Annotated in this window: 20 protein-coding genes and 1 pseudogene; 13 read left to right on the top strand and 8 right to left on the bottom strand. The window is 72.8% G+C overall.

The genetic code is table 11. From position 1 onward, the window contains the following. Nucleotides 1-75 precede the first annotated feature (75 nt). A complete protein-coding gene (locus SERN_RS15770; protein WP_233251530.1) occupies nucleotides 76-1509 on the bottom strand; it encodes a hypothetical protein in 1434 nt (477 codons plus the stop codon). A 227-nt stretch (nucleotides 1510-1736) separates the two neighbouring features. On the opposite strand from SERN_RS15770, the gene lpdA reads away from it, so the two are divergent. From lpdA to SERN_RS07425, 7 genes are all read left to right on the top strand, one after another. Next, nucleotides 1737-3131: a dihydrolipoyl dehydrogenase gene (gene lpdA, locus SERN_RS07455; protein ID WP_135849472.1), complete on the top strand. Its 1395-nt coding sequence runs from the start codon at nucleotides 1737-1739 to the stop codon at nucleotides 3129-3131. A 103-nt stretch (nucleotides 3132-3234) separates the two neighbouring features. Beyond that, nucleotides 3235-4266: a LacI family DNA-binding transcriptional regulator gene (locus tag SERN_RS07450; RefSeq protein ID WP_135849471.1), complete on the top strand. Its 1032-nt coding sequence runs from the start codon at nucleotides 3235-3237 to the stop codon at nucleotides 4264-4266. Between the two features lie 190 nt (nucleotides 4267-4456). Further along, a complete protein-coding gene (locus SERN_RS07445; protein ID WP_158292605.1) occupies nucleotides 4457-6592 on the top strand; it encodes a glycoside hydrolase family 36 protein in 2136 nt (711 codons plus the stop codon). 43 nt (nucleotides 6593-6635) lie between these two features. Further along, a complete protein-coding gene (locus SERN_RS07440; RefSeq protein ID WP_135849469.1) occupies nucleotides 6636-7964 on the top strand; it encodes an ABC transporter substrate-binding protein in 1329 nt (442 codons plus the stop codon). A 91-nt stretch (nucleotides 7965-8055) separates the two neighbouring features. After that, nucleotides 8056-8982 carry a carbohydrate ABC transporter permease gene (locus SERN_RS07435; RefSeq protein ID WP_233251529.1) on the top strand — a complete coding sequence of 309 codons (927 nt, stop codon included), beginning with the start codon at nucleotides 8056-8058 and terminating at the stop codon, nucleotides 8980-8982. Beyond that, on the top strand, nucleotides 8979-9869 hold the full coding sequence (locus SERN_RS07430; protein WP_135849467.1) for a carbohydrate ABC transporter permease: 891 nt from the start codon (nucleotides 8979-8981) through the stop codon (nucleotides 9867-9869). Before SERN_RS07435 ends, SERN_RS07430 begins: the two co-directional genes overlap by 4 nt. Nucleotides 9870-9966: 97 nt before the next feature. After that, entirely contained in the window at nucleotides 9967-14298 is a 4332-nt protein-coding gene (locus SERN_RS07425; protein ID WP_135849466.1) for a LamG-like jellyroll fold domain-containing protein, read from the top strand. 54 nt (nucleotides 14299-14352) lie between these two features. On the opposite strand, the pseudogene SERN_RS07420 reads toward SERN_RS07425, so the two are convergent. Next, a pseudogene (locus SERN_RS07420) lies at nucleotides 14353-14733 on the bottom strand (VOC family protein); the annotation flags it as partial. A 113-nt stretch (nucleotides 14734-14846) separates the two neighbouring features. Here SERN_RS07420 and SERN_RS07415 point away from each other — a divergent pair. After that, complete coding sequence (locus tag SERN_RS07415; protein WP_135849465.1) at nucleotides 14847-15860, top strand: helix-turn-helix transcriptional regulator; 1014 nt, start codon at nucleotides 14847-14849, stop codon at nucleotides 15858-15860. 318 nt (nucleotides 15861-16178) lie between these two features. After that, nucleotides 16179-16850, top strand: a complete 672-nt coding sequence (locus tag SERN_RS07410; protein ID WP_135849464.1) for an SIMPL domain-containing protein — start codon at nucleotides 16179-16181, stop codon at nucleotides 16848-16850. A 10-nt stretch (nucleotides 16851-16860) separates the two neighbouring features. Here the strand turns inward: SERN_RS07410 and SERN_RS07405 are convergent, their stop codons facing one another. Then, nucleotides 16861-18108, bottom strand: a complete 1248-nt coding sequence (locus tag SERN_RS07405; protein WP_233251528.1) for an FAD-dependent oxidoreductase — start codon at nucleotides 18106-18108, stop codon at nucleotides 16861-16863. 23 nt (nucleotides 18109-18131) lie between these two features. On the opposite strand from SERN_RS07405, the gene SERN_RS07400 reads away from it, so the two are divergent. Both SERN_RS07400 and SERN_RS07395 read left to right on the top strand, forming a co-directional pair. After that, complete coding sequence (locus tag SERN_RS07400; protein ID WP_135849463.1) at nucleotides 18132-19244, top strand: DNA polymerase domain-containing protein; 1113 nt, start codon at nucleotides 18132-18134, stop codon at nucleotides 19242-19244. 474 nt (nucleotides 19245-19718) lie between these two features. Next, nucleotides 19719-20177 carry a DUF4342 domain-containing protein gene (locus tag SERN_RS07395; RefSeq protein WP_135849462.1) on the top strand — a complete coding sequence of 153 codons (459 nt, stop codon included), beginning with the start codon at nucleotides 19719-19721 and terminating at the stop codon, nucleotides 20175-20177. A gap of 102 nt (nucleotides 20178-20279) precedes the next feature. On the opposite strand, the gene SERN_RS07390 is transcribed toward SERN_RS07395, so the two are convergent. Continuing rightward, nucleotides 20280-20711: an Lrp/AsnC family transcriptional regulator gene (locus tag SERN_RS07390; protein WP_135849461.1), complete on the bottom strand. Its 432-nt coding sequence runs from the start codon at nucleotides 20709-20711 to the stop codon at nucleotides 20280-20282. A gap of 151 nt (nucleotides 20712-20862) precedes the next feature. Between SERN_RS07390 and ddaH the strand changes: the two genes are divergently transcribed. Beyond that, nucleotides 20863-21726, top strand: coding sequence for a dimethylargininase (gene ddaH / locus SERN_RS07385; protein WP_135849460.1), 864 nt, complete (start codon nucleotides 20863-20865; stop codon nucleotides 21724-21726). Nucleotides 21727-21736: 10 nt separating this feature from the next. Beyond that, on the top strand, nucleotides 21737-22987 hold the full coding sequence (gene rocD / locus SERN_RS07380; RefSeq protein WP_135849459.1) for an ornithine--oxo-acid transaminase: 1251 nt from the start codon (nucleotides 21737-21739) through the stop codon (nucleotides 22985-22987). Between the two features lie 30 nt (nucleotides 22988-23017). Here rocD and SERN_RS07375 read toward each other — a convergent pair whose 3' ends face one another. From SERN_RS07375 to SERN_RS07360, 4 genes are all read right to left on the bottom strand, one after another. Continuing rightward, nucleotides 23018-23389, bottom strand: coding sequence for a hypothetical protein (locus SERN_RS07375; protein ID WP_135849458.1), 372 nt, complete (start codon nucleotides 23387-23389; stop codon nucleotides 23018-23020). Further along, entirely contained in the window at nucleotides 23386-24528 is a 1143-nt protein-coding gene (locus SERN_RS07370) for an ATP-dependent DNA ligase (RefSeq protein ID WP_135849457.1), read from the bottom strand. Before SERN_RS07370 ends, SERN_RS07375 begins: the two co-directional genes overlap by 4 nt. Continuing rightward, nucleotides 24525-25556: a Gfo/Idh/MocA family protein gene (locus SERN_RS07365; protein ID WP_135849456.1), complete on the bottom strand. Its 1032-nt coding sequence runs from the start codon at nucleotides 25554-25556 to the stop codon at nucleotides 24525-24527. The genes SERN_RS07370 and SERN_RS07365 overlap by 4 nt, the downstream gene beginning before the upstream one ends. A 144-nt stretch (nucleotides 25557-25700) precedes the next feature. Then, nucleotides 25701-26489: a hypothetical protein gene (locus tag SERN_RS07360; RefSeq protein WP_135849455.1), complete on the bottom strand. Its 789-nt coding sequence runs from the start codon at nucleotides 26487-26489 to the stop codon at nucleotides 25701-25703. Nucleotides 26490-26686 lie beyond the last annotated feature (197 nt).

Below are 26686 nucleotides of genomic sequence, written 5' to 3'. Positions count from 1 at the left end.
TTCTCCTTGACTGAGGGGTGGTGCGCCCCGCGGGGCGCGATGTCGTGTGCCGGCACGTGGCCGGCGGCGACACCCTCAGGCGGGAGAGACGGGGATGCGGAGAACGGGACCGGTCGGGAGCCGGTCGTTGCTCAGGCGCGCGAGTCCGAGGAGGACCGCGGCCGCCAGCGCGACGCCGCCGAGGAGGGCGGCATCACGGGCGAGGAGAGGGGAGATCGTGGAGGCGACGGCGGTGCCCGAGCCGGAGGAGACGACGCCGAGGCCGGCGACTCCCGCGAACGCGTCCGTCGCGTCAGCGGCGGGTACCGGGCTCGTCACGCCGGCAGGGTCAGCCAGGGCCGGCGCAACGTCAGGCAGGGCGACGGCGAGCGGCGGCACCGCCTGCGCGACACCGACCTGGCGGTCACGGAAGGCCGCAGCGCCGTCGGAGTCGAACGGCTCGGACGCCCGCAGCTCAGGAGCTCCCGGCGAGAGAGGAAGGCCCGCAACAGCAGCGTCGTCGTCCGCGACACCGGGACGTTGCGGCATCGACGCGACGGGCCGGTCCGTGGCGGGGTCTGCTCCGGGCACCGGGGACGCGGGCACCGGCGTCGGGATTCCGGGCACCGGCTCCACCACACCGCCGACCACGGGGATCAGCGGATCGATCACGCCGCCCACGACACCCGGGATCTGCTCGATGACGGGCTGGAACGGCGTGAAGATCGGCGTCAGAGGCGCGAGCACCGGTGCCACGGGCTCGAGCAGGCCCCCGAGGGAGTCCGTCACCGGAGCGGCGGCGCCGGTGATCGGAACGATCAGGGGGTCCGTCACCGGAGCGAGAGCGCCGAGAACCGGAGCCGTCACCGGCTCGACGGCGTCGAGCACCTCCCCCACCACCGGGGCAACGGTCTCGGTGACAGGCGCTGCGATCTCGGCGACCGGCGCGAGCACGGGATCGGTCACCGGAGCGACGACCTCGGCCACGACGGGGGTGACGACCGCGCTCACGACCGGAGCGACGACGTCGTCGACCACGCCCGTGACGAGGCCGGTGACAGGACCGGCCGGAGGGGCGGGAACGGGAGCAGGTGCGGGAGCCGGAGCCGGCGCAGGAGCGAGAGCCGGCGCAGGAGCGGGAGCGGGAGCAGGAGCGGGAGCCGGCGCAGGAGCGGGAGCCGGCGCAGGAGCGGGAGCCGGCGCAGGAGCGGGAGCCGGCGCAGGAGCGGGAGCCGGCGCAGGAGCAGGTGCGGGAGCCGGAGCCAGCACGACCTCGACCACGTCGACGACCGGCGTCACGACCTCGGACACGAGGCCACCGAGCCCCCCGAGCACCTCGACCCGACCTTCACCACCCGCGGGAGCGACGGCCTCGACGGACGACCCGGTCAGCGCCGAGAGATCCACGGCCGACGCGGCAGCGGTGGAGAGCCCGAGCCCGACGGCGGCACCGGCGCCGGCGAGAACGCCGCGCAGGAGCCAGCGTCGGACGGTCGTCGACCGCCTCGCTGTCTCGCGCTCGTTCTCCATGACCGGCTCCGCCTGCAGATGTCGGTTCGGCCTGCGCCTCACCCTTGCTGCCCCCGAGGTACGCGGGACATCTCGCTCTACTACCGTATCCGTGACTCAGGTCACACGCAAGGATCGAGTTCGGATCGTGCGAGGTCCGGGTGCCTCGGCGGTACGCGCGTCGGCACGTGACCGGAGCCACCCGGGCCGCGACCCCGCCGGGACCACCGCCGAACTAGGCTGGCCGCATGGCTTCCCACTTTGATGTCGTCGTCCTCGGTGCGGGCCCTGGTGGCTACGTCGCCGCCATCCGCGCCGCCCAGCTCGGCAAGTCCGTCGCCGTCGTCGAGAAGAAGTACTGGGGCGGTGTCTGCCTGAACGTCGGCTGCATCCCGTCCAAGGCTCTCCTCCGCAACGCGGAGCTCGCCCACACCCTCACGCACGACAAGGCCCTGTTCGGCATCGAGGGTGACGCCACGATGTCCTACGGCCCGACGCACAGCCGCAGCCGCAAGGTCTCGGCCGGCATCGTCAAGGGTGTCCACTTCCTGATGAAGAAGAACAAGATCACCGAGATCGACGGCTGGGGCACCCTCACCGGCGCGACCTCGATGGACGTCGCCAAGGACGGCGGCGAGAGCGAGCAGCTCACGTTCGACAACCTGATCCTCGCGACCGGTTCGGTCACGCGCATGCTCCCGGGCGTCAAGGTCAGCAAGAACGTCGTCACCTACGAGGAGCAGATCCTCGACCCCGAGCTCCCCGGCTCGCTCATCATCGCGGGCTCGGGCGCCATCGGCGTCGAGTTCGCCTACGTCATGACGAACTTCGGCGTGGACGTCACGATCGTCGAGTTCCTCGACCGCATGGTCCCCACCGAGGACGCCGACGTCTCCAAGGAGATCGCCAAGGCCTACAAGAAGCTCGGCGTGAAGGTCCTCACGAGCACCAAGGTCGAGTCGGTCGAGGACACCGGCAGCGGCGTCCGCGTCACCGTCTCGAGCAACGGCGAGGAGCGCGTGCTCGAGGCCGACCGCCTGCTGTCTGCCATCGGCTTCGCACCGCGCACCGAGGGCTTCGGCCTCGAGGCCGCCGGCGTCCAGCTCACCGACCGCGGCGCCATCGCGATCGACGACTACATGCGCACCAACGTCCCCAACGTCTACGCGATCGGGGACGTCACGGCGAAGCTCATGCTGGCGCACGTCGCCGAGGCGCAGGGCATCGTCGCGGCCGAGACGCTCGCGGGCGCCGAGACGCAGTCGATCGACTACGGCTTCATCCCGCGCGCCACCTACTGCCACCCGCAGATCGCCTCGATGGGTCAGAGCGAGCAGCAGGCCAAGGACGCCGGCCACGACATCAAGGTCGCGACCTTCCCGTTCAGCGCGAACGGCAAGGCGCAGGGCCTCGGCGAGACCGTCGGCTTCGTCAAGATCGTCGCCGACGCCGAGCGCAACGAGATCCTCGGCGCACACATGGTCGGCCCGAACGTCACCGAGCTCCTCCCGATCCTGAACGCCGCTCAGACCTGGGACCTCACGTCGGACGAGCTCTCCCGCGTCGTGTTCGCCCACCCGACGCTGGGCGAGGCCGTCAAGGAGGCCCTGCACGGCATCTCGGGTCACATGATCAACTTCTGATCCACCCGGCGCCCACGCCCACGCTGCACGACGACGGCGCCGCTCCCTCCCGGGGGCGGCGCCGTTCGCGTCGCCCACGGGGCGCCCGTCTAGCATCGCTCCTGTGAACCCACCGCGACGGAGCAAGCCGCCCGTCATCGCCGACGTCGCGCAGCTCGCGGGCGTGTCGGTGCCGACCGTCTCGCGCGTGCTCACCGGCGCCGTCCCCGTCAGCCCCGAGCGGCGCGCCCGGGTCCTCGCCGCGATCGCCGAGCTCGGCTTCCGGCCCAACGGCGCGGCGAGGGCGCTCGCGAGCGGACGCCAGCCGATGGTCGCCGTGATCGCGGGCAACACGACGCGCTACGGGTACGCCACCACGATCCAGGGCATCGAGGAGGCCGCACGCGCGGCCGGTCACATGGTGACGATCACCGTGGTCGAGTCCGACGACCCGCACACGGTCGCGGCCGCCGTCGACCACGTGCTCGGACAGCCCCTCGCGGGCGCCGTCGTGCTGGAGTACGACCCGCCGGGACAGGCCGCGACACGCGCCATCCCGGCGTGGCTCCCGTGCGTCGCGACGGCCGCCGGCCGCCAGACCGGGCCGGCGAACCTTGCGCACGCGTACATGGACGACCGGGCCGCCGCCGAGCAGGCCACGCGCTACCTCCTCGACCTCGGGCACCGCACCGTGCACCACATCGCCATCCCGTCCGCCGGCGGCGAGAGCTCGCGCCTGCAGGGGTGGCGCGACGCGCTGGTCAAGAGCGGCGCGGAGGTCCCCGAGGTCGAGCACGCCGACTGGGCACCCATGACGGCCTACGCCGCCGGGCAGCGCCTCGTCGAGGACGAGAGCGTCACCGCGGTGCTGTGCGGGAACGACGAGCTGGCGATGGCCGTGGCCCGCGCCGTGGTCGACGCCGGCAAGCGGGTCCCGCAGGACATCAGCGTCGTCGGGTTCGACGACCAGCCGCTCACCCAGCTGTGGTCCCCCGCGCTGACCACGGTCCGCCAGGACTTCGTGCAGCTCGGGCACGCCGTCTTCGGACTGCTGCAGCGGCAGCTCGAGCACGGGACGGTCCCCGCGTCGATCCGCATCGTGCCGGAGCTCATCGTGCGTGGATCCACCGGCCCCGCGCCGGCGCTGACACGCTGACGCGCCGCCGCCACCGACCGCCCGTTCGACACCGGTCCGCATCGGCTCCGCGCCGCTTCGACCGCACCCTCAAGGGTGAGAGCGCTCTCCCACGCTGGCCCTTCTGAAAGCGATTGCACCAATCACGGCAACCCTCTTGCGTTCTCGAATGATTCACGCTTTCATAGCGGAGTCGAACGAAGGAGTTCCCGTGACGTCACCACTCGTCGCCACCCGCAGCCTCACCCTGTGGGCGGGTCGCGACCTCGAGCTGCACCTCGGCTGGACCGATTCCGCACCGGTCTCGGCCACCCTGCGTCGCCGTGGCGAGACCGCCGACGGCGCACCCTCCGCCTCTCCCGAGCTCCGCACGCAGCCCCTCGTGGAGCTCCTCGTGGTCGGTCACGGTCGGCGCAGCGCCAACCTGCGCAACACCGCCACCACGGTGGGGGCGCGCCTGCGGTACCGCTCGCACGTCGAGCGGACCGACGGCGAGTGGCGCGTCGTAGAGGTCGAGCAGATCGACGAGGTCACCGGCCTGGCCACGACGTCCCTCCTGCGCACCGTGGAGTCCTCCGGGATCCTGGAGTCGTGGACCACCGTGCGCAACGAGGGCGGCGCCGTCCAGCAGCTGCACGCGATCTCCTCGCTGATGCTCGCGCGGCCGGTCGGGGACACCCCGATCAGCCGGACCGACTCGATCGAGGGCACCAGCGAGTGGCTCGGTGAGTGCCGGTGGGAGACGCGTCCCGTCCGCGACCAGGCCGGCCTGCCCCGTCTGGACCTCGCGGCGCACCAGCGCCAGGACTCGCGCGGCGCGATCGCCATCACGAGCCAGGGCGCGTGGTCCTCGGGCCGCCGCGTCCCGGCCGGCGTCCTCGCCACGCGCGACGGCGGGCCCGCCCTCGCGTGGCAGGTGCGGCACAACGGCGCCTGGCGGGTGGAGCTCGACGAACGACTCGGCGACGCCGACACCGGCTTCCTCGTGCTCGGCATGTTCGGTCCGACCGACGCCGACCACGCCTGGTCCCTCGCTCTCGCACCCGGCACCGAGTTCACGACGATCCCGGTCGGGATCGCCGTGAGCGAGCACGGGTGGGCCGACGCGCTCGCCGGCATGACGGCGCTGCGCCGTCGTCTGGCCCCGCGGGGCAAGCGACCCACGGTCGTCTTCAACGACTACATGAACACCCTCATGGGCGACCCCACCACCGCCAAGCTCCTCCCCCTCATCGACGCCGCCGCCACCACCGGCGCGGAGATCTTCGCCGTCGACGCAGGGTGGTACGACGACGGCGGCGACTGGTGGGACTCGGTCGGCCTGTGGGAGCCGAGCACCACGCGCTTCCCGAACGGGCTGGGCGAGGTCCTGACCCGGATCGTCGAGCGCGGCATGGTCCCCGGGCTCTGGCTCGAGCCGGAGGTCATCGGAGTGAACAGCCCGGTCGCCGATCAGCTGCCGGACGAGGCCTTCATGCAGCGCGGGGGCGTCCGCATCGTCGAGCACGACCGGTACCTGCTGGACCTGCGCCACCCGGCGGCGCGAGCCCACCTGGACGGCGTCGTCGACCGCCTCGTCCTCGATCTCGGGGTCGGCTTCTTCAAGCTGGACTACAACGTCACGCCCGGTACGGGCACCGACCTGGACGCCGACAGCCCCGGTGACGGGCTCCTGCAGCACAACCGGGCGCTCCTGGACTGGATCGACGGGGTCGTCACCCGACACCCGCAGCTGGTCATCGAGAACTGCGCCTCGGGCGGGATGCGCGCCGACTACGCGATGCTCTCGCGACTGCACGTGCAGTCGACGTCGGACCAGCAGAACCCGCTGCTCTACCCACCGGTGGCCGCAGGCTCGCTGGTCTCGATCCTGCCCGAGCAGGCGGGCAACTGGGCCTACCCCCAGCCGTCGATGACACCGGAGGAGATCGTCTTCACGATGTGCACCGGTCTGGCAGGACGGATGATCCTGTCGGGCAAGGTCGACGAGATGGACACCGACCAGCTCGCGCTCGTCCGCGAGGGCGTCACGCTCGCCCGCCGGTTCGAGAGCCACCTCACCAGCTCCGTCCCCACCTGGCCCCTCGGTCTCGTCCAGTGGGAGCAGCCGTGGGTCGCCGTCGGCCACCGCACACCCCAGGAGTCCTACGTCGTGATCTGGTCCCGCGGGGACGGTCGCGACGGCGTCGAGCTCGACATCCCCGCCGGGGACGTCGAGGTCATCTACCCGAGCGGTGACGCCTTCACCTCGTGGGAGGTGAACCGGCCCTCACCCGACCGCCTCGCGGTCAGCACCACCTCCCCGCAGCCGCAGGCACGCGTCCTGCGGATCGTCCACCAGGCCTAGCGCCACCCCGGGGCACCGTCGCCCCCAGCACCAAGGAGTCGATATGAAGAGGTATCTGGCTATCACGGCCACCGCGCTGTCCGTGGGTCTGCTCGCCACGGCGTGCAGCGACCCCGGCGCCGGAGGCGGCACGCAGCCGTCCGGCGGCAGCGGCACCGAGGCCGCCTGGCCCGCCCAGGACGCCGACCTGGACGGCACCACCCTGACGATCTGGGCCGCCCAGAACTCGGCCACCGTGCCGGACTCGGTCATCGCCGCGTTCGAGGAGTCCACCGGTGCGACCGTCGAGGTCGTGACCATCCCGGACCCCTACGAGCAGGGGGTGCAGACCAAGGTCGCCACGGGCGACAAGCCCGACCTGGCGTTCTGGCAGCCGACGGAGTCCTCCCTCAGCGCGCTCAACGCCACGACGAACCTGCAGCCGCTCGAGGACGCCCCCTGGATCGAGGGCACCACCCCCGCGCTCCAGGACATCACGGGTCTCCTCGACGACACGCGCTACGCGGCGCTGGTCTCGAGCCCCGCCGTCGAGGGCGTCTACTACAACAAGGAGGTGTTCGAGGCGAACGGGATCACCGACCTCCCCACCGACTGGGACTCCTTCCTCGCCACGGCGCGGGAGCTCGACTCCGCCGGCGTGACCCCGTTCTACGAGATGGGCGGAGACCGCTGGGCCACGCAGTGGTGGATCCACGTCCAGCTCGCCGACGCGGCCGAGGACGGCCTGTGGGACCGCATCAACACCGGTGAGGAGAAGTTCACCGACGAGACCGTGCTCGGGACGATCGAGACCTACCAGGGCCTCATCGACGAGGGGCTCTTCAACGACGACATCGCCACGGCGACGTTCGAGGACCAGGGCGATGCGCTCCTGGCCGGCGACGCCGCGATGGTGGTCCAGGTGAACTCCTTCTTCGGCCAGCTCCAGGCCAAGGCCGACACCGCCGAGCTCGACGAGAAGATCGGGTTCTTCCCGATCTCGCCCACGGGCAACGTCGGCACCTTCATCCCCGACCAGTCCAACGCGCTGGTGGCCTTCAAGACCGGTGACGCCGGCCGCGAGGCCGCGTCGCGCCAGCTGCTCTCCTTCTGGCTCGGCGACGGATACCCGGCGTTCCTCGAGGAGCAGAACACGGTCTCCCTCCAGGACGGCGTCGACTCCCCGAGCACCGTTCCGCAGGCGCTGCTGTCCGTGCACGACTCCCTCGGCGACTCGGTGGGCTCGATGCAGGTCTCGGCGGTCGCCAATCCTGACCTGTACATCTTCCTCGCGGACATGATCCAGGGCACCACCACCCCGGAGCAGGTCGCGCAGCAGACCCAGGACCAGTTCGTCCAGCTCGCCCGAGCCCAGGGCGTCGAGGGCTTCTGACCACCAGGGTGCCGGGACCACCTCCGGTCCCGGCACCCGCCAGCACCCGCCAGAAGGAGCAGCGATGAGTGCGAGCGTCCAGGAACGACCCGTGATCCCTCCGTCCGCGACGGCGCGGCCGACGCGGCGACCCGGAGCGGGAGGATCCCGCCGCGCCCGGGGCAACCACCCCCTGTGGTTCCTCGTCCCGGCGTTCGCGGTGCTCGCCGTCTTCTTCTTCCTCCCGACGCTGTTCAACTTCATCTACGCGCTCACGGACTGGTCGAGCTTCAAGAGCGAGATCGCCTTCGTCGGCACGCAGAACTTCGCCGACCTGATCTCCTCGGGAACGCTGCTCGCCTCGCTCCGCATCACGATCGTCTACGCCGTTCTCGTGGCCGTGTTCCAGAACGTCTTCGGGCTCCTGCTCGCGCTCCTCCTCGAGCGCGACACCCGCGTCAACCGGTTCGCCCGCGTGATGTTCTTCGTCCCGGTCGTCATGTCCGCACTCGCCGTGGGTTACATCTTCCAGGCGTTCCTCAAGCCCGACGGCGCCCTCAACGGCGTCCTGTCCGCCGTGTTCGGCACGACGATCTCGATCCCGTGGCTCGGTTCGACGACCTGGACGCTCGTCGTCGTCGCCGTCATCCACGCGTGGAAGTGGATGGGCCTGTCGATGCTGATCTACCTGGCCGGTCTGAAGACGATCAGCGAGGACGTGCTCGAGGCGGCCCGGCTCGACGGCTCCTCCGCCTGGCGCACCTTCCGGGACATCCGGTTCCCGCTCCTGGCTCCGGCCGTGACGTTCAACGTCGCGACGGCGCTCCTCGGCTCGATGAACGGTTTCGACATCGTCCAGGCCACCACCGGCGGCGGCCCCGCCCGCACCACCGAGCTCCTCAACATCTTCATCTTCCGGACCTTCGGGCAGGGCCTCTTCGCCCAGGCCACGACCATGAGCCTGGTGCTCTTCCTGGTCGTCATGGTCCTGGCCTTCCCCGTCATCCGGACCCTGCGCAAGAGGGAGGACGTGCTGTGACCACGACCGCTCGCACCCCCGCCCCGACCGGTGGCACGCCGACCACGCGCCGCGGGCTCAACGACCACCACGGACCGTGGCGCCGGCTGCAGCCGTTCGTGGCGATCCTCGCCGTCGTGCTCGTCATCGCGCCGCCGCTGTGGATCGCCGTCGTCACGGCAGGCAAGACCCAGGCCGAGGCGCTGAACCCCGACCTCACGCTGCCGTCGCGATGGCAGCTGTGGGAGAACGTCGCAGCCGTGTGGGAGCAGGGCCGCCTGCCCTCGGCGTTCCTCGGCAGCCTCCTGATCATGGTCCCGGCGGTCCTGGCCGTCCTGACCCTGGGGTCCCTGGCGTCCTGGGTCCTGGCCCGTCGCTCCGGGCGCGCGGTCGCCGTGCTGTACGCGCTCGCGATCTCGGGGATCGTGCTCCCGCCCGCGGTCGTCACCATCGTGCTGCTCCTGCGGCAGCTCGGCCTGGCCGGTACCGCGATCGGCATGATCGGCGTCTACACCGGGATGTACCTCTCGACCGTCATCTTCTTCGTGACCGGCTTCGTGCGGACGATCCCCCACGAGCTGGAGGAGGCGGCGCGGGTCGACGGCGCCTCGCCCGTCCGCGTCTTCGGGACGATCATCCTGCCGCTGCTCGTCCCGACCATCGCGACCGCGACCATCCTCATCTGCCTGTACATCTGGAACGACGTGTTCTACGCGTTCTTCGTGGTCGGCGGTCGGTTGGACACGCTGCCGCTCAACCTCTTCCAGGTCGCCAGCGCCGGTCTCTACCTCAACAACTGGCACCTGATCTTCACCTACGTCGTGCTGATGAGCCTGCCGCTGCTGGTCGTCTTCATCGTGGCCCAGCGCAAGATCATCTCCGGCATCACCTCGGGCGCCGTGAAGTAGTCGCGTCCGCACCCACCCGTCAAGCCCGAGGAGGCTCGCCGACCCCTGCCCCGTTGTGCCCTCGCCCCATCGACACCACCTCAACGGAGAGACACCGATGACCGCACGACCAGCACCCGTCCGACGATCACTGACGCTCCTCCTGGCGTCCCTCACCGCCGCACCTCTCGCCCTCACCGCGACCGCGGCCTCGGCCGCGCCCGCCGTCGAGCCCGTCCCCGCGCCGGCGATCCTCTACACGTTCGACGACGCCCCCGGCGCCGCCACCGTCGCCAACGAGGGCACGCTCGGCAACGCGTTCGACGCCAGGGTGCGCGGCGGCTCGACGCTGCCGCGCGGCACCAGCCCGTTCGGCGACGACGGCGCGACCGGCCTCTTCCCCGGCGGCCCCCAGGGCCAGTCGGTCAGCACCACACCCCACCTGGACATCCCGCCCGGCCTCTTCGAGGACGTCGACGCGATGACGGTCTCGACCTGGGTGAAGTGGGACGGCCGGAACGCGGGCCAGCTGCCGTGGACCTACATCGTCGGCAGCGATGCGCTGCCGGCCGACAACTGGGGCCTCTACCACGTGCCCGACGAGGGCGGTCAGTCCAAGGCTGCCGCGAACTCCGGCAGCGAGGTGAAGGCCGTCAACCAGGCCCCGCTCTCGGCGAACACCTGGACGCACATCGCCTCCGTCGCCGACGGCGACTCGCTCTGGTACTACATCAACGGCGAGCTCGTCAGCCGGCAGTCGGTGGACCTCGACTTCGAGAAGCTCGCCGCCTCCGGCAGCACCCGGTCCGGTCTCATCGGTCGCGTGCCGTGGGCCAGCCAGTGGGCCGCGCTCTTCGGCGGCGAGCTCGACGACTTCGCGATCCACACCTCCGCGCTCAGCGGTGAGCAGGTCGGCCAGCTCTTCCTCGACGAGGTCGGTCCGATCGTCTCGGTCGCACGGACGCAGTGGGACGTCTCGACGCCGGCGGGGGTCGCCCCTGCGCTGCCCGCGACGGTCGAGGTCACCCGCGAGAGCGGGCTGACCAGCGAGGTCGCCATCACCTGGGAGTTCGTGCCGCCGAGCAACTACGCCACCGGCGGACGGACGTTCACCGCGACCGGCAGCATCGCCGGTCGCGACGAGGCCCTCACCACCACCGTCACGGTCACCGACCGCGCTACCGAGGAGGTCGTCGCCGACTTCGGTCAGGTCACCGGGGACTTCCGCGGCGGCGCCACGGGCACCCTGTACGGCCTGGGCGACGAGGCCTCACCGACGCAGGCGCTCGTCAACGGCTCCGGCATGACCAACGTGTCGCAGAAGCCGCCGTTCGGCACGCAGCACCCGGGCGGCGACGCCTTCCAGATCGAGGACACCTTCTTCGACAAGTACGGCGAGGACCTGTACGTCTACACGCAGGACTACTACCCCGACTGGCCGTACAACCGCGGCATCCGCCCCGGTGACGACTGGACCTACGAGCGCGACGGCGACGGCCTCCTCACGGGTGAGCGCGCCGCCGGCGGCAACGGCGTCTGGGACTACCTCGAGGTCCTCGAGATCGTGACCGAGGAGATCGCCTCCACCTCCGAGCGCGCCGAGGACTACGTCTACATCCCGTTCAACGAGGTCGACCTGCAGTGGCTCAGCCGCGGCAACGACTACGACCTGTTCATGCACCAGGGCGGCCAGCCCGGCAGCTTCACGCCCGACGGCGCGACGGACTGGGTCGCTGCGTGGAACGTCATCACCGACGTCTACGCCCGGAACGGTCTCGAGCGGCCGCGCATCGCGGGACCCGGTGACGCCGGGTGGCGGGGCGAGGGCAACATCAAGGCGTTCCTCGAGATGGCCATCGAGACCGACACGGTGCCCGACGTCTACGTCTGGCACGAGCTCGGCGGCTACCAGTGGATGCCCACGAGGGTCGGGCTCTTCCAGCAGTACGCCCGCGACCTCGGCCTCACCCAGGAGGAGATCCCGGAGATCAACATCACCGAGTGGGGCGCGAGCACCGACATGAGCTCGCCCGCGAACCTCCTGCGCTGGTTCGCCAGCATGGAGGCCGCCAAGATCGACGCCCAGACCGCCTACTGGACCGCGTCCGGCACCATGTCGGACAACCAGGCCAAGGTGAACGCCGCGAACGGTGGCTGGTGGCTCTTCAAGTGGTACGCCGACCTCACCGGTTCGCAGACGGTCCGCGTGACGACGAACCAGGAGAAGGCGATCGCCGCCGTCGACACCGACAACGCCCGCGCCCAGGTCGTCGTCGCCGGGATCGCCGCCGACCGCGACGGCTCGCTCGTGCTGCGCAACCTGCCCGCCGACGTGTTCGGCACGGCGGTCGACGTCGAGATCCGCGAGAACCTCGTCAACGGGACCGACGGCGTGGCGGACACCCCGCCGCTCGTCGCGGCCTACGACGCCCTCGCGGTCACCGGCGGTTCCGCCACGGTCCGCATCCCGTCCACCAACGCCTCGAGCGCGTACCAGGTCATCGTCACCCCGGCGACCGACCGGGTCGTCGGCGACGAGCTCCCGGCGCACCCGCGCGTGGTGGCCGAGGTCGAGAACCTCGACCTCACCGACGCCCGCGTCCGTCAGCCGGGTGGCTACCGCGCCTCGGGCGAACGTGACGTCGAGGGCTTCGACGCAGCGACCTCGCGTGCCGACTGGGACGTCACGGTCGAGGAGGCCGGGCTGTACCGGTTCACGATCCTGGGTGCCACCCCGGGCCGCCAGGCGCAGCACGCCGTGTTCGTGGACGACGCGTTCGCCGACGTCGTGCAGTACGGCGCCAACGCCGTCCGACCGAGCAACGTCCGCTCGGTCGCCCGGGGCACCACCTCGGTCGAGCTGTCGCTGGCGGCCGGTGAGCACACCCTCAGCCTCCGCACGAGCCAGGACGGGACGACGGCACTGCCCGGGGCCGCCCTCGAGGGCGGGGTCACCCTCGACCGGTTCGAGCTCGTCCGCCTCGGCGACGACGTGAACGGTCAGACCGCGCTCCACCCGGCCACGACGTTCCGCCTGTTCGACGGGGCCGCCCTGACGGGCGCGGCGGCGACGCTGGTCGCCGGCGAGCGCGCCGACCTCTACGTCTCCGCGTTCGAGTCGGGCTACCACGACCTCGACCTCGGGTGGACGGGGACGGACGTCGAGATCACCGTGGACGGGCGCGTCGCCACGACGCTGACCGGCGAGGAGACCCGCGTGCGAGTTCACCTGCCGGAGGGCATCTCGGAGATCGAGCTGCGCAGCACCGGTGGCGCGACCGTCTCCTCGGTCCGCAGCACGCGGGCCGTCGAGGGTGACGCAGCGATCGTCCGGGTCCAGGCCGAGGACCTCGCGCTGGACGGGACGGCCGCGGTCACCGGGTTCGGTGACCAGCTCACCAACGGCAGCGGCTCCGGCTACGTCACCGGTCTCGGCATCACCGACGCGGTCGCCGCGAACGAGGGCACCATGACCCTGCCGCGCGGCGACGGCTTCGACCGTGCGGGCTCCTACAACGTCGTCGTGCACTTCTCCAACGACGACATCGAGGGCACGCACGACTACAACCCGCAGGTCGTCGACCTCGGGCTGCAGGCCACCGAGGAGGGCAGCGACGGGCTGGCGGGGCGTTCGACGTTCCGCTACACCTACACCGCCACGAACTTCTGGGAGGCCGTGATGCCGCTCGACCTGGCCACCGACGCCGGTGCGGTCACGTTCGGCAACACGCGCGAGACGCTCGTCATCGACGAGCGCACGGGACAGCAGGACCAGATCGTCCTCGAGGGCTACGCCGTGGCCCCCGACGTCGACTGGATCGGCATCGCCCCGTTCGTGCTCGACGTCACCGACACCCCCGGCCCGGAGCCGATCTCGTTCGTGGACGTGACGGTGGGAGACCTGTTCTACGACGAGATCAGCTGGCTCGCGAGCGCCGGGATCTCCACGGGCTGGGTGAATGCCGACGGGACCCGCGAGTTCCGGCCGGTGCAGCCGATCGCGCGCGATGCGATGGCGGCGTTCCTCTATCGTCAGCAGGGTTCCCCGGACTTCCAGGCGCCCGCGGTCTCGCCGTTCACCGACGTCGACCCGAGCAACCAGTTCTACAAGGAGATCACCTGGCTCGCCGAGCAGAAGGTCACCACCGGCTGGGTGCAGGCCGACGGCACGGCGCAGTTCCGTCCGCTCGAGCCGATCGCGCGTGACGCCATGGCGGCGTTCCTCTACCGCCTCGACGGCTCACCGACGCACACGGCGCCCACCACCTCCCCGTTCAGCGACCTGACCCCCGCCACCCAGTTCTACGCGGAGATCACCTGGTTGTTCGAGGAGGGCATCACGACCGGCTGGACCGGGAACGACGGCACGTCCCTCTACCGTCCGCTGAATCCGGTCAACCGCGACGCGATGGCCGCGTTCCTCTTCCGGTACCACCACGGGGAGGCCTGAGCAGCCTGACCACCTGACGCGCTGATCGACGGCGACGTCCAGCACCCACGTGACGCCGAACCGGTCCACGGCCATGCCGTACAGCGGTGACCACGGCGACGGCGCGAGGTCCACCAGCACCGTCCCGCCCTCGACCAGCGTCGACCACGCGGTGGTGAGCTCGTCGGCGTCGTCGGCCCGGACCGAGACGAAGAACGACTGCTCGCCGCGAGCGAACGGGCGTGCCGCGGGCACGTCGAAGGCCATGACCCGGAAACCGCTCGGCGCGGTGACCTGGCCCCAGATCACGAGGTCGGCGTCGCCCGGGTCGGCGACGGGGCCGGCCTCACCGTGGGTCGAGACGACGAGGTCGCCGCCGAACGCGTCGCGGTAGTGCTCGAGCGCAGCGCGGGCGTCGCCGCGGAAGTTCAGGTGGGGGGTGACGTTCAGGCTCATGGGATCTCCTCGTGGTGCGCCCCGGGAGGGGCGGTGCGGTGCGGTGCTGACGTGACTACCGTGTCGGCAGTAGCGGTCAGTTCCTGTCCTGCACCCCGAGCACTGTGAGCCTCATGTCGGCACCCTCCTCCCGCACGCTCCTGCTGCTGTCGCTGCTCCAGACCCGACGCGACTGGGCGGGGCCGGAGCTGGCCCGGCGGCTCGCGGTCAGCGACCGGACGGTGCGCCGCGACGTCGACCGGCTCCGCACCCTGGGCTACCGCGTCACACCGCTCATGGGGCCCGACGGCGGCTACCGCCTCGAGGCCGGGGCCGACCTCCCACCCCTGCTGTTCGACGACGAGCAGGCGGTCGCCGTCGCCGTCGCGCTGCGGATGGCCGCGGTGAGCGGTGTCGAGATCGGCGACGACGCCGCGCGCGCCATGCGCGCCGTCCGCCAGTTGATGCCGGCCCGGCTGCGCCACCGGATCGACGCCGTCGAGGTGACGCCGCTCCCCCGCCGCGACGGCGCCCCCGCCGTCGACCCCGACGCGCTGACCGCGGTGAGCGCCGCCGTGCGGGCGCGCGAAGTGCTGCGGCTGGACTACGACTCGCCCGAAGGCGACCGGGCCGGCAGCGGCGACCCGGGCGCCGCGCCACCACCGCCCCGGCGGGTGGAGCCCCACCACGTCGTCACCCACGAGGGCCGCTGGTACCTGGTGGCGTGGGACCTGGACCGCCGGGACTGGCACACGCTCCGTCTCGACCGTCTCACCCCGAGGTCCCCGACCGGACCACGCTTCGGCCCTCGCGAGATCCCCGGCGGTGACGTCGGCGCGTGGGTCGGCGCCCGGTTCCGGGGCGCACCGAGCGAGGGCGGGCAGGTGACGGACTCGTGGCCGTGCTGGGGCGAGGTGGTCCTGGACCTTCCGCTGCGGCGCGTGCTGCCGTTCGTCGCGGACGGCGCAGCGCGCGAGATGACCCCGGAGCGGACGCACCTGCGCTCCGGCTCGTGGTCCTGGATCGCGCTCGCCGCGGAGCTGGGGCGTTTCGACGCCGCCCTGGAGGTGCTCGGTCCGCCCGAGCTCGCCGACGCGCTCGTCACCCTCTCCGAGCGGTTCGCGCGCGCCGCACCGCGCCGCCCCTGACGGGACGGGAGAAGGACCGGAGAGGCGACGCGCGCGATCGGCCCCCTCGGAGCAGGGCGTGCATGCGCCCCCGGCTCGATCGCGCGCCGTCCACCTCTCCGGCCTCACTCGTACCCGAGCGGCCCCCGCGGCCGTCGAATATGGTCAGAAACATAAAAGGGGCTGACGCGGTCGGGCAATCTCGCGCTTGATCGCGATGGACCCGCGCTGAGCAGAACTTAACCCAGGTTAACTCTTCATCAAGGCGCTCCTGCGGCGTCGCCCGCGCGCCGGTGCGATGCTGGAGCCCCGCTCACCCGTCACCACCCGGAGGTCGTCATGGTCCAGATCGCCGTCACCGGGGACGCCTCAGCGCGCGTCCCCGCCGAGCGGGGCACCGCCGCCGTCCGCGTCGAGGCCAGCGGAGCCGAGCGGACCGACGTCGTCGGCCGCGCTGTCGCACGCCACGCCGAGCTCGTGGCCGAGGCCAAGGAGGCGGTCGCCTCGGGCGCCGCGACCGCGTGGGAGGCGGCCGACGTCACCACCGGCACCTACGACGAGTGGGTCGACGGCGGTCGCTCGGGCGGCCAGAAGCGGATCCGTCGGTTCCGCGCCCAGGCCAGGGTGCAGGTGCGGTTCCGCGACTTCGCCGCGCTGGGCGCGTGGTGCCTGGACGTCGCCGGGCGCGAGGACGTCACCCTCGACCGCATCTCCTGGAGCCTGACCGAGGCGACGCGGGCCACGGTCGTCGACGACCTGCGGGCCCGTGCGGCGCGCGACGCCGTCGCACGTGCCGCGGCCTACACCGCCGCGCTCGGACTGCCGACCCCGCGCCTGACCTCCCTCTGGGAGGACGGGCTGCGACCCGGACCCGGCGCACCGATCGGGGGCGGCGAACCGCGCCTCCGGGCGATGCGGGCCAGCGCGTTCGACGACGGCGGCGCCACCCTCGAGCTGCAGCCGCAGGACATCGAGCTCGCCGTCGCGCTGTCGGCCGACTTCGAGGCGTGAGGCGCCTCGCTCAGGTGCCGAAGCCGGTGGGCGTCCCGGTCGCCACGGCCCTGCCGGGGCCGAACCGGAACGGGAGGGCGGCCCGGGCGGAGGCGACGCCGTCGCCCGTCGCGAGAGCCGCGAGCGCCTCCCCCACGGCGGGCGCGAACTTGTAGCCGTGCCCCGAGAACCCGGCCCCGACCACGACGTCGCCGTGCCGGTCGAGGACGAAGTCGGTGCTCGCCGTGGAGGTGTAGGTGCAGCTGATCGGGACCGCGGCGTCGGCGTCGACGCCGGGCAGCCACTCCCGCGCGTACCGGCGCAGGTCGGCGAGCTGGTCCGGTTCGGGCCGGTAGGTCCGCGCATCGGGGTCGGCCACCGGGCCGACGCCGTGCCACCCCGCCTTGATGCCCTCGCCGGGCGTGGCCATGCCGTAGACGTCCGACCTGAAGTAGCGGTCCAGCGGGCGCTCGGGGTCGGGCGCGTGGTTGAAGCCGGGCATCGCGTCGACGCGCGCGACGTCGCCCGCGCCCGTCGTGGCCAGGGCGAAGTGGGCGGGCTGCTCCTGCGTCACCACGAGCTCGGGCAGCGGCACGACGGCGCCGACCAGCGAGGTCGTCCACGCGCCGGCCGTGACGACCACGGTGCGGGCGAGGATCGTGGCGTCCGTGCCGCCGTCGGACGTCTCGCCGTCGAGCTCCAGCCGGACACCCCCGCCGTCGAGCGGGACGACGGCGCGCACCCGCACGCCGTGCCGCACCCGCCCGCCGTGGCGCTCGACGCCGTCGAGCATCGCGCGCCAGGCGACGGCGGCCCGGACGCGTGCGCCGGAGGGCACCCACAGGACGTCGCGTCCGGTGGACGTGCCGCCGGCGAACCGCAGCGCCGGCCACCGGTCGTGCGCCGCCCGCGCGCTCAGCCACTCGGCCGCGAGCCCGCGGGCACGGAGCGCGTCGTGCGTGGCGCCCCAGCGGCGCTCGCCGCCACCGTGGTTGACGAGGCCGACGTCGTCGAGCAGCACCTGACCGCTCTCGCGCGCGAGCTCGTCCCACAGCGCGCGGGCGCGCTGCACGAGGTCGAGGTAGTGCGTCGAGGCGTAGGCGGTGTTGAAGTTGCGGGTCTCGCCGTGCGAGGCCCCCTCGTGGTGACCGGGTGCGAACCGCTCCAGGAGCAGCACGTCGTGCCCGTCGCGGGCGAGCCGCCACGCCGTCGCCGCGCCCATCACGCCGCCGCCGACGACGACCGCCACCGCGTCCTGACCCACCCGTGCCCGTGTCACCGGGCCAGACTAGGGTGACGAGCATGCCAGCGTCGGATGCGCTCCAGCTCGATGTCCGCGGGCGCCAGGTGCGCCTGAGCTCCCCCACCAGGGAGGTCTTCGCCTCCGGGATCACGAAGCTCGAGGTGGCGGAGTACGTGATCGCGGTCGGGGACGGGATCCTCGGCGCACTCGCGGAGCGCCCGACCGCGCTCGAACGGTGGCCCGGCGGCTTCCGCGAGGGCATGGCGCTGACGACGCGGACCGGCGTCCAGGGCGACGGCTTCTACTCCAAGCGCGTGCCGAAGGGTGCGCCCGCGTGGGTCGAGAGCGTGCGCATCGCGTTCCCGAGCGGCCGCTGGGCGGACGAGGTCTGCCCCACGGAGCTCGCGGTGGTCGTGTGGGCGGTGCAGCAGAACACGCTGACGTTCCACCCGTGGCCGGTGCGGCGTGGTGAGGAGACGGTGGACGGCGCGGGCGGACCGGTGACTCGCGGTGGGGTGGACCGCCCCGACCAGCTGCGCGTCGACCTCGATCCCCAGCCCGGGACCGACTACTCCGACGCCGCCGCGATCGCACCGCTCGTGCGCGAGGTCGCGGCCGAGGCCGGGCTGACGCTCTTCCCCAAGACGTCGGGCGGCCGCGGCCTGCACCTGTTCGCGCCGATCCGGGCGGAGTGGGAGTTCATCCCCGCACGCCGGGCGACGATCGCGCTCGCCCGCGAGATCGAGCGGCGGGCACCCGGCGCTGTCACCACGAAGTGGTGGAAGGAGGAGCGCGGGGAGAAGGTCTTCATCGACTACAACCAGATGGCGCGCGACCGCACCATCGCATCGGCATACTCGATCCGGGCGAACGCCCGCGCGACGGTCTCGGCACCGCTGCGCTGGGAGGAGGTCGCCGAGGTGACCCCCGACGACTTCACCGTGCGGACCATGCCGGCCAGGTTCGCCGAGGTCGGTGACCTGTTCGCCGGTGCCAACACCTCGGCCGCGGGCATCGCGGACGGCACCGTGGGCGGTCTGGAGACGCTGCTGGAGTGGGCCGACCGCGACGAGCGCGACCACGGTCTGGGCGAGGCGCCCTACCCGCCCGAGTACCCGAAGATGCCGGGCGAGCCGCTGCGGGTGCAGCCGAGCCGCGCGAAGAAGGACTGACCGGCCGGGCCCGGCGGCCGGCGGTTCGCGGTTGGCCGGCAGGGCCCGGCGCCCGGCAGCCGACGCCCGCTGTGCAGCGATGGCCACGGCCCCGCCGCCGAGGCGACCACCGGTGCACAGCGAAGGATGATCTCGACCATCCGTGCACACCGAGGGTGGCGGGCGACCCGGCGGTCGTCCGCGCCAACCCCCTCCAGGGGCCATCCCCTTCTGCGGACGTCTGGGCGCACGTTCCGTCGCTTCGGCCGCAAGGAGGCGACAGAACGCGCGCACAACCGGACGACCCCGGGCACCACCGGGGACCTCCCGGAGCGTCACGGGGGCGTTCCCGCCCGCGTCACCCTCCGGGTGGACCCCGACCCCGGAAGACCAGGGTCGGGTCGGGGGGAATCCGGATACCCACGGCCGGACCCGCGGGCGCAGGATGGAACCCAGATCGGCGCGGGGGTCGCGTCGAGGAGACGGAGATCAGAGATGACGCACGAGTACGGCACCGACCACCACACGTCCGAGCCCCACGCCGAGCAGCCTGCCCAGCCGAACGCCGAGCAGCCCGCCGCCGAGGGCCGCACCCGGACCGAGGAGTTCAAGGTCTCGGGCGAGAACCTCCTCGCCAAGGTCCGCGAGCTCATCAACGAGGGCAACGTCCGCCGCATCACCATCACCAACGACGACGGCCGCACCCTCCTCGAGCTCCCTCTGAACGCCGGCCTGGCCGTCACGGCCGTCGCCGCCGTGTTCGCGCCCGTGCTCGTCGCCGTCGGCGCGATCGCCGCGCTCGTCACCTCGGTGACGGTCGGCGTCGTCCGCGGCCCCGAGAAGCCGACCGAGGCTGCTGCCACGTCGGCCGAGCCCGTCGTGGCCGTCGACCCGATCGACCCCGCCGCCACGGACAGCAACCACGGCACCAGCCAGAGCGGCTACAGCATCTGACGCACCGCGTCAGCCGCATGCACCACCGACGGCGCCCGGCCCGAGCCCCGCTCGGACGGGCGCCGTCGCGCTGCCCGCTCGCGCTCGATCAGCCGCGCTCGGTCAGCCGCGCTCGATCAGCCGCGACAGCACGATGGTCGACTCCGTCCGCTCGATCGCGGCCGACTCGCGAATCCGCTCCAGCGTCTCCTCCAGGTGGGCGACGTCGCGCGCCCGCACCCGCAGCACCGCGTCGGCGCCCCCCGCCACGGTGCTCGCCTGCACCACCTCGGGGATCGGCTCCCACGCGGCGCGCAGGTCCCCCGGCGCGATCCGGCCCTGGCAGTAGACGTCGATCAGCGCCTCGATCCCCCACCCGAGGGCCGTCGGATCCACGACGGCGGTGAAGTGGCCGATCACGCCGTCGTCGAGCAGACGGTCCACGCGCCGCTTCACGGCCGGGGCCGACAGCCCGACGACGCCGCCGATCGTCGCATAGGTCGCGCGCCCGTCGACGGTCAGCTCGGCGAGGATCTGCTGGTCGAGGGAGTCCATCCCGCCACCCTAGCCGGGACCGCACAACGGATCACCGTCGACAACCGCTCGCGCGTCGATCCGTTGCGCCGACACGCAAGCCACGACGATTGCCGCACCGACCACGAGGTGCGACCGTAGAGGCGAACCAGCGACCGCCCCGAGGAGACACATGACCACCGACGTCGCAGCCACGCCCGCACGCCCGCAGGCGCCCGCACGCACCGCCGTGAAGCGCCGCTACCTGATGTGCCGGCCGACCTACTTCGACGTCGTCTACACGATCAACCCCTGGATGCACCCCGAGGTCCCGGTGGACCACGCGCTCGTGACCTCGCAGTGGGAGAACCTGCGGGCCACCTACCTCGGTCTCGGGCACGACGTCGAGGTCATCGAGGGCGCCCCCGGCCTGCCCGACATGGTGTTCGCCGCCAACGGCGCCACGGTCGTGGACGGCAAGGCCCTCGCGGTCAGCTTCCACTACGAGCAGCGCCGCGCCGAGGCCCAGCTGTACGCCGACTGGCTGCGGGCCGACGGGATCGCCGTGACCGACGCCGTCGCGATCAACGAGGGCGAGGGCGACTTCCTGACCGTGGGACGCCGGATGATCGCCGGCACGGGCTTCCGGTCCGACCTCGCCTCCCACGCCGAGCTCGCCGAGGTCACGGGCCTCGAGGTCGTCACGGTCGAGCTGGTGGACCCGCGGTTCTACCACATCGACACCGCCCTGGCCGTGCTCGACGACGACAACGTCGCCTACCTGCCGCAGGCCTTCTCGCCCGCGAGCCAGGCCCGCCTGCAGGAGCTCTACCCCGGTGCGATCCACGTCAGCCTCGAGGACGCCAAGGTGTTCGGGCTGAACGCCGTGTCCGACGGCCACAACGTCGTCGTCGCCTCGCAGGCGAGCGACTTCATCGCGGCGCTCGAGGCGGCCGGCTACCACCCGGTGCCGGTCGACCTGTCCGAGCTCCTCAAGGGCGGCGGCGGCATCAAGTGCTGCACGCTCGAGCTGCGCCCCGCACCCACCACGAGCTAGGAGGACGACGATGACCGTCGACACCCCGACCGACACGCCCACCGAGACCCCCGCCGTCTCCGCCGGCTCCCCCGCGGCCGAGCAGATCGCCGCGATCGACGCCCACGCCGCGCACAACTACCACCCGCTCGACGTCGTCATCGCGCGCGGCGACGGCGCCTGGGTCACGGACGTCGACGGCCGCCGCTACCTCGACTGTCTCGCCGCCTACTCCGCCGTGAACTTCGGGCACGGCCACCCCGACCTCCTCGAGGCCGCGCACGCGCAGCTCGACCGGCTCACGCTCACCTCCCGGGCCTTCCACCACGACCGGATGGCCGAGTTCGTCACGGAGCTCGCTGCGCTCGCCGGCAAGGACATGGTCGTGCCGATGAACACCGGCGCCGAGGCCGTCGAGACCGCGATCAAGGTGGCGCGCAAGCACGCGCACGAGGTGCGGGGCATCTCCACGCCGGAGATCGTCGTCGCGAGCGGCAACTTCCACGGCCGCACGACGACGATCGTCAGCTTCTCCGACGACCCCGTCGCCCGCGACGGCTACGGCCCCTTCACCCCCGGCTTCGTCACGGTCCCCTACGGCGATGCCGACGCCCTCGCCGCGGCGCTCACCGACTCCACGGCCGCGGTGCTGCTGGAGTCGATCCAGGGCGAGGCCGGCGTCGTCGTGCCGCCGCCGGACTACTTCACGCGCGTCCGCGCCCTCACCGCCGAGCGCGGCGTGCTGCTGATCGCCGACGAGATCCAGTCCGGCCTCGGCCGCACGGGCGACACCTTCGCGATCGATCACGACGGCGTCGAACCCGACCTCTACCTGCTCGGCAAGGCGCTCGGCGGCGGGATCGTGCCCGTCTCGGCCGTGGTCGGCAACGCCGACGTCCTGGGCGTGCTGACACCCGGCACGCACGGGTCGACGTTCGGGGGGAACCCGCTGGCCGCGGCGGTCGCGACGGCGGTCGTCCGCCTCCTGCGCACGGGCGAGTACCAGGAGCGCTCGCGCGTGCTCGGCGCGCGGCTGCACGCGGGCCTGCGCGGGCTCGTAGGCTCGGGCGTGACGGCGGTGCGCGGCCGCGGGCTGTGGGCCGGCGTCGACATCGATCCGGCGGTCGGCACGGCGCGCGACGTCGCGCTGCGCCTGATGGAGCGGGGCGTGCTGGCCAAGGACACGCACACCCGGACGCTCCGGCTAGCGCCGCCGCTGGTCATCACGCACGACGAGGTGGAGTGGCTGCTGACGCAGCTCAAGGCGTCGCTGCACGCCTGAGCGCGGTCGCCCGAGCGACCTCGGGCGACCTCAGGCAGGCGCGCCCCCGCCGTCGAGCCGATGCTGCTCGCGCGCGTTGTTCGTCACCAGGTTGTCGAAGAACCGCAGACCACGCGGCGACAGCACGGGCACGAGCGCGCGGACGTCCTGCGGCACCGTGACGGTGGCGATGCGCAGGCCGTCCGGGTAGGCGTTCTCACCCGTGAGGCCGTACGTGGCGTTCATCAGCGCGCCCGGCACGATCACCACCTCCGCCTCACGCAGCTCGGGCTTCTCCAGCATCCCGGCGAGCGCGCCGAGGAACGAGGCCTCCTCGCCCTCCGGCAGTCCCTCCCAGCAGAGCGCGAGACCCGACTCGTCGAGCTCCGCCAGCTCGGCGGCCGACGTCGCGACCCGCGTCACGAGTCCAACGATCCGGTGAACGACTCCGGCGCGGCGGGCGCCCCCGGCAGCAGCTCCGACAGGTCGTAGCCGACCGGCTCCTCGAGCTGCTCGTAGGTGCACGAGAGCGGTTCGCGGTCCGGGCGCCACCGCTTGAGCTGCGTGGTGTGCCTGAACCGGCTGCCCTCCATGTGGTCGTACCCGACCTCGAGCACGCGCTCGGGGCGCAGCGGCGTGAAGCTCAGGTCCTTGCCGGCCGACCAGCGCGACTGCGCCCCCGGCTGCCGCTTGCCGGCGTCGGCGGGGTCGGACCACGTCGCCCACGGATGAGTCTCGGCGGCCTCCCGGTCGGCGGTGTCGACGACGAGCGGGGCCAGCTCCGCGACGAGCTCGGCGCGGCGGGCCATCGGGAACGACGCCGAGACGCCGACGAACTGGAGCGCCCCGCCGTCGTCGTACAGACCAAGCAGGAGCGAGCCGACCAGTGGCTCCTCGGGCGTGGAGGCCTTGTGCTCGCGGTAGCCGGCGAGCACGACGTCGGCCGTGCGGGCGTGCTTGATCTTCAGCATCGTGCGCTTGCCGGGGGCGTACGGGGCGCCCAGCGGCTTCGCCATCACGCCGTCGAGCCCCGCGCCCTCGAACACCCCGAGCCACTCGCGGGCGAGGGCGGCGTCCAGCGTGCGCGGCGTGGCGTGGACGCGCGGGCCGACGAGGCCGAGGCCGTCGAGCACCTCGATCCGCTCGGCGAGCGAACGGTCCATCACGACGTCGTCGCCCAGCGCCAGCACGTCGAACACCACGAGGTTGGCGGGGGCGTGCTCGGCCAGCATCCGGACGCGGGAGTCCGCGGGGTGGATGCGCTGCCCGAGCAGCTCGAAGTCGAGGCGCGATCCGCGCGCGAGGACGATCTCGCCGTCGACCACCACGCGGGCGGGCAGCTCGGCGCGGGCGGCCTCGACGACGTCGGGGAAGTAGCGCGTCATCGACTTGCCGCTGCGCGAGAGGATCTCCACCTCGCCGTCGTCCACCAGGACGATCGCTCGGAAACCGTCCCACTTCGGCTCGTACGCGAACGGGCCGCCGGCGACGTCCGGGCCCGGCACGGTCGGGACGCTCTTCGCGAGCATCGGGGCCAGCGGTGCGGCCAGGGGCAGGGTCATCGGTGGGCCTTCGTGAGCGGGTCGATCGGGTCGACCGGCTCGTCGCGGAGCGCGACGCCGAGCTGGTCGGCCGCGTCCTGCAGCACGCGCTGCACCACCAGCGTGTCCGCCAGCGACATCACGGCGGACTCGGTCCGGTTCCCCTCGATGCAGTCCGCCACCTCGTCGAACTCGTGCGCGTAGCCGGCGCCGCGGGGCGGGTGGACCTCCGTGACGGGGTCGTGGCCGGCGCGGTGCAGCACGAAGCGGTCGGGGTGGTGAAAGCGCGGCGGGACGTCGATCCAGCCGTCGGTGCCGTAGATGCGGGCGTTGCCGGGCGACGGCGAGCGGAACGAGGTCTGCAGCGTGGCGGTCCGGCCGTGGCCGAAGTCGACGAGCAGCCCCGCCTCCGCATCGACCCCGCTCGGCGCGAGCGACCCGAGCGCCGAGACCGACCGGGGGTGGCCGAGGACCATCTGCGCGAACGAGACGACGTAGACGCCGAGGTCGAGCAGCGCCCCACCGCCCAGCGCCAGGTCGAACAGCCGGTCGGCTGGGTCGTACGGGCGGCGCACGCCCAGGTCGGCGGTGACGGCCCTGACCTCGCCGATCGCGCCGTCGGCGATCACCTCGCGCAGGCGGACGACGGCGGGCTGGAACCTCGTCCACATGGCCTCCATCGCGAACGTGCCGGCCTCGCGCGCGGCGTTCACGACCAGCTCGGCCGCGTCGTAGGTGGCGGTGAAGGACTTCTCCACCAGCACCGCCTTGCCGGCGGCGATCGCCGCGCTCGCGTGCCGGGCGTGCTGCGCGTGCGGGGTGGCGATGTAGACGGCGTCGACGCCGTCGTCGGCCAGGAGCTCGGCGTAGGAGCCGTGGGCGCGGGCGGCGGGCGCGTGCTCGGCGGCGAACGCGGCGGCCCGATCCAGATCGCGCGATCCGACGGCGACGATCTCGCCCCGCGCGACGTTCCCGAAGTCTTTGGCCACGTTCGCCGCGATGCGGCCGGGGCCGAGGACGCCCCACCGGAGGCTGCGCTGCTCGCTCATGCCCCCATGATGCCGCTCCCCGACTCCTCCGTGGCCCCCGAGCATGCAGGTGACTGCTCCCTTCGCGGGGTAGGCAGTCGCCCGCATCCTCGGCGCACCGGTAGGGGTTCTCGGCGCACCGATGGCGTGCGGGGGCGAGGGCGGTCAGGCGGCGGCTGTCCGCAGGGCAGCTCGCTCGTCGGTGACGATCACGACGCCGTCGGCGTGCGGCCAGGCGGCGAGCCGCTGCCCGGCGGGGACCGCGACGTGCACGGCGACCTCCGGCCACCCCTCCCCCGCGGCGCGGGCGCGCCGGACGAGCACGTGCGCGTCGACGCCGGCGGGTGCGACCACCCGCACGGTGCGCGCCACGGGCAGCGCGTCGACCAGGTCGCCCTGGTGCGTGACGACGGCCGTCACCCTGACCTCCTGGTGGCCCGACGGCGGAAGGACGGCCGCGAACGCGTCGCCGCCGAAGCGGGTGACCCGGGCGCGCGGACGGAGACCGAGCTCGCGGGCGAGCTCGCGCAGGTGCCTGGCCTGCCGGACGAGGACGTGGGCGCGGTCGCCGCCGATCTGGGCCAGCGCGACGGCGTCGAGCGCCGCACCGTGCGCGCCCTGGGCGAGGTCGAGCTCGGCGCCGATCGCCAGCGCGCGGGTCAGGCGCAGCAGGCGCGAGGCGACGGCGGCCGCGTCCGGGCCCGTGAGCCACAGCACGGCGCGGCCCGCCCGCTCGGCGCGCTGCGCCTGCGTCACGAGGACGTGCAGGGGAAGGTCGGCGGACAGCTCGAGGTCCGGCGCGGTACCGGGAACGGGATCGGCGGCGGCGGTCGCTGAAGGGCGATGCAGCGCGACGGGGGCGGGCGCCGCGTCGCCGCGCCGGGCGTCATCGCTGGGCGACAGGCGGACGGTGCCGACCGGACGGGCGGGGCGAGCGAGGAGGGTGGTGGTCACGGGGAGCTCCGGTCGAGAGTCTGCAGGGGCGGGGAAGCCCGACTCTCGCGACGCTCGTCAGTCAGCGACGGCGGAGTCGGGCCTGTGCATACAGGTCGACCGACACCCGCGAGCGGGGAGGAGGTGCGGCTGGTGCGACGTGATCGTCATCGCCTGCTCCTCTCCGCTGACCGGCGGCGACGGGGTGTCGCCGCTCG

The organism is Serinibacter arcticus (genome assembly GCF_004786095.1).
In the GTDB taxonomy this organism is placed as follows: Bacteria; Actinomycetota; Actinomycetes; order Actinomycetales; family Beutenbergiaceae; genus Litorihabitans; species Litorihabitans arcticus.
This window is presented reverse-complemented; position numbering and strand designations above follow the sequence as displayed.